At 72.8% G+C, this 3652-nt stretch carries 4 protein-coding genes; 3 read left to right on the forward strand and 1 reads right to left on the reverse strand.

What is annotated here, in order from left to right; translation table 11 throughout:
• Positions 1–457, forward strand: a 457-nt coding sequence (locus tag DD1DGNOD_RS19450; RefSeq protein WP_241255847.1) for a nicotinate-nucleotide--dimethylbenzimidazole phosphoribosyltransferase, incomplete at its 5' end; no start/stop codon positions are given.
• A 13-nt stretch (positions 458–470) separates the two neighbouring features.
• Positions 471–1304 (forward strand): adenosylcobinamide-GDP ribazoletransferase, encoded by an 834-nt coding sequence (locus tag DD1DGNOD_RS19455; protein WP_131770766.1) that lies wholly within the window; start codon positions 471–473, stop codon positions 1302–1304.
• A 118-nt stretch (positions 1305–1422) separates the two neighbouring features.
• On the opposite strand, the gene gcvT is transcribed toward DD1DGNOD_RS19455, so the two are convergent.
• Positions 1423–2568 carry a glycine cleavage system aminomethyltransferase GcvT gene (gcvT, locus tag DD1DGNOD_RS19460; protein WP_131770767.1) on the reverse strand — a complete coding sequence of 382 codons (1146 nt, stop codon included), beginning with the start codon at positions 2566–2568 and terminating at the stop codon, positions 1423–1425.
• A gap of 121 nt (positions 2569–2689) precedes the next feature.
• On the opposite strand from gcvT, the gene DD1DGNOD_RS29850 reads away from it, so the two are divergent.
• The coding region (locus DD1DGNOD_RS29850; RefSeq protein WP_283234727.1) for a M17 family peptidase N-terminal domain-containing protein at positions 2690–3652 on the forward strand (963 nt) is incomplete at its 3' end.

Genomic DNA, 3652 nt, shown 5'->3' on the forward strand with positions numbered 1-3652 from the left:
CGGCCGGCCGTTCGCCGCCGACCCGCTGGCCCTGTTGCGGGTGATCGGCGGCGCGGACCTCACCGCGCTCACGGGCCTGCTGGTCCAGGCCGCCGTCCGCCGCACCCCAGTGGTGCTGGACGGCGTCGTGATCTGTGCCGCGGCGCTGGCCGCCGAGGCGTACGCGCCGGGATCGAAGGCATGGTGGGTCGCGGGCACGCGTTCGACCGAACCCGCGCAGAAACTCACCCTGACGTCGCTGGGTGTCGAACCCCTGCTGGACCTCGGACTGCGGCTCGGTGAAGGCAGCGGAGCGCTGCTGGCCGTCAACCTGCTGGTGGCCGCCCAGGCGACGCTCGCCGAGATGGCCACGTTCGACCAGGCCGGGGTCAGCGACAAGAGCGACACGGCCGCCAAGGCCGCCAAGGCCGCCAAGGCCGCCGTCCCAGGCGACACGCCCGGGACGGAAAGCGCCTGACGCGCAGCGGCTGATGCTCGCCACACGGACGATTTTCTCCCTGCTCTCGCTGCTGCCTGTCCGGGGGCAGGTCGTTCTCGACCGGCGCACCATGGGACGTGCCATGGCGCTGGCGCCGCTCGTCGGCCTCGCCCTGGGAAGCATCACCGCCCTCGTCGTGCTCAGCTTCCGGATCTTCACGAAGACGCCCGGAGCGCCGCCCGGAACGCCGGCCCAGAACCTTTTCCCGGCCGTCATGGGGATCGCCACCCTGGCATTGCTGACCCGCGGCCTGCACCTGGACGGGCTCGCCGACGTCGCCGACGGTCTCGGCGCCGGCCGGGAGCGTGCGCTGGCGGCCATGCGTGACTCGCGACTGGGCGCGTTCGGCGCGCTGGCCCTGATCTTCGTCGTCCTGATTCAGGTCGGGGCGCTGTCGCTCACGATCAGTGAGCATCGGGGCAGCCTGTCGATTCTGGTCGCGTCGATGACCGGGCGGCTCGCGGCGACACTCGCCTGTACCGCGGGCACACCCCCGGCGCACCCGAACGGGCTCGGCGCCCTCGTCGCCGGCTCCGTGCGCCCGCGGCAGGCTGCCTGCTCCGTCGTCGCCGTCGTCGCCGTCGCCGCCGTCGGCGGCCTGTTGGACGTCGACGGCGGGGACACCGGCCGCGCCGTGCGTGCGGTGATCGCCGTGGCCGTGGGAACGGCCACGGGCTGGCTGCTGCGGCGGTACCTGATCGGCTACCTCGGTGGTGTCACCGGGGACGTACTTGGCAGCCTCGTCGAGGTCACGGCGGCGGTCACCCTGGTGTTCATGGCCCTGGACGTCCCCTACGGGGTGAAGCACCGCCTCGGCATCCTGTAGAACCTCGGCGACCTGAAGGTCTCGGCATCCGATGGAAGCCGCCTCGGCATCCGGTAGGACCGCCTCGGCGTCCGGTGAAGCCTGCCGGGTGCTCTTACCGCGGGGACACACCCACGAGCTACTTCGGGGACGCGTCCACGAACGGCGGCCGGACCACCGTCATCGTCGACGGCCGTCCCCGCACGTCCACCCGGACGCTGTCTCCCTCGGCGACGCCGCGGCCGAGCAGGGCAAGGCCGATACCGGTCCGCAACGTCGGCGAGAACGTCCCGCTGGTGACCTCGCCCACCGGCCCGCCGTCCGGCCCGTACACCGCCATGTGCGGCCGCGGGATGCCGCGATCGGTCGAATGCAGGCCCCACAGCAGGCGCGCCGGGCCCGCCGTCCGCTCCGCCACGAGCGCGTCCCGGCCCCAGAACTGTTCCTTGTTCCAGCCCACCGCCCAGCCGGCCCGCGCCTGCACCGGGGTGATCGAGGGCGACAGGTCCTGGCCGTGCAACGGGTAGCCCATCTCGGTCCGCAGGGTGTCGCGGGCGCCGAGGCCGCAGGGGCGCACCCCCGCCGACGCGCCGGCCACCACCAGCGCCTCCCACACCGCCGGGGTGTCCTCCCAGCGCGTCACGAGCTCGACCCCGCGCTCGCCGGTATAGCCCGAGCGGCACACGACAATCTCCCGACGGACGCCGTCCCCGGCAGCGGCGTCCCCGCTGTCCGGGCCGGTGCCCTTCCAGTCAGCCTGCACGAAACTCATGTAGGCGCCGTCGACGGGCAGACCGATCGCGGACACCAGCTCCGGCGCACCCGGCCCCTGGACCGCGATCACGCCGAAGGCCGAGTGCAGGTTCTCGACGGTGACCCCGGGCGGGGACGCCGCCGCGAGCCGGCGGACAACCTCGGCGGTGTTGGCCGCGTTGGGGATCAGGAAGACGTCCGTGGCGGAGTACAGGTAGGCGATGAGGTCGTCCACCACTCCGCCGGTTTCGGGATCGCAGCACAGGGTGTACTGGGCCTGCCCGGGACCGATGCGGGACAGGTCGTTGGTGAGGGCTGAGTTCACGAACTCCGCGGCGCCGGGGCCGTACACGCGCGCCTTGCCGAGGTGACTGACGTCGAAGATCCCGACCGCGGACCGGACCGCCGCGTGCTCCTTCAGCACACCCCCGCCGGGATACTCGATCGGCATCTCCCATCCGCCGAAGTCGGCCAGCTTGGCGCCGAGCGCCACGTGCCGGTCGTGCAACGGAGACCGCAACAGCTCACCCATACCGGCAGGCTAGCCCCGGATCACGGCTCTGCCGCGATCCGGGGACCGCGAGCTCGAGGGTTGACCACCAGCGGGGGCCCGGCCGTGCACCGGCCTGCGGTGGGTTCCGTAGTCTCTCGACATGACCGTGACTGCCGTGACAACCTCATCCGTGCTGGATCTTGACGCCGACGCACTGGTGATCGGTGTTGCGACGAGCAAGGACGGTCCCATTCCGCTCGGTGGTACCGAGACGCTCGACGCTGCGCTCGGTGGCCGGCTCGCGAAGGTTCTTGCCGACCTGGGCGCGACCGGTAAGGCCGGTGACCTGGTCCGTTTCGCGACCTTGGGGATCCTGCCCGTCCCGACGGTGCTCGCGGTCGGCGTCGGTGCGCTGTCCTCGCCACCAGCGCAGATCACAGCGGCGGCGGACGCGGGCCCGGTTGAGGACACCAGAGCGGGCACGGACGCCGCCAGCGGCGGCATCGACCACGAGGCCCTGCGCCGCGCGGCCGGTACGGCGGTGCGCGCGCTCGCCGGCACCACCCGCGTGGCCACCACCCTCGCCCTCGCTACCGGCACCCCCGGGCCGGCGCAGCTGCGCGCCGTCGCCGAGGGATCACTGCTCGGCGCGTACGCCTTCGGGGAGTTCCGGACCACGTCCGCCGGCAACCACCGCCCGCCCGTGAGCGAAATCACATTCGTGGTGGACAAAGCCTCGCAGTCCGCGGCCGGCGACGCGGTGCGCCGGGCCGGTATCGCGGTGGACGCCGTGGCACTCGTCCGTGACCTCGTCAACACACCACCCGGGCATCTGCCGCCGACCGTGTTCGCCGAGATCGCGGCTCGGCGCGCGGGTGAGGTGGGCGTCACCGTCGAGGTGCTCGACGAACAGGCACTGGCCGACGGTGGGTTCGGCGGGATCCTCGGGGTGGGCCAGGGCTCGGCGAACCCGCCCCGCCTCGTCCGCCTCGAGTGGCGCCCGGCCGGTTCGCAGGCCTCCGACCGGCCCGCGCTCGCCCTCGTCGGCAAGGGCATCACGTTCGACTCGGGCGGCCTGTCGCTCAAGCCCGCGGCCGCGATGGAATGGATGAAGGTCGACATG

It is taken from the genome of Candidatus Protofrankia californiensis (assembly GCF_900634765.1).
Lineage (GTDB): Bacteria > Actinomycetota > Actinomycetes > Frankiales > Frankiaceae > Protofrankia > Protofrankia californiensis.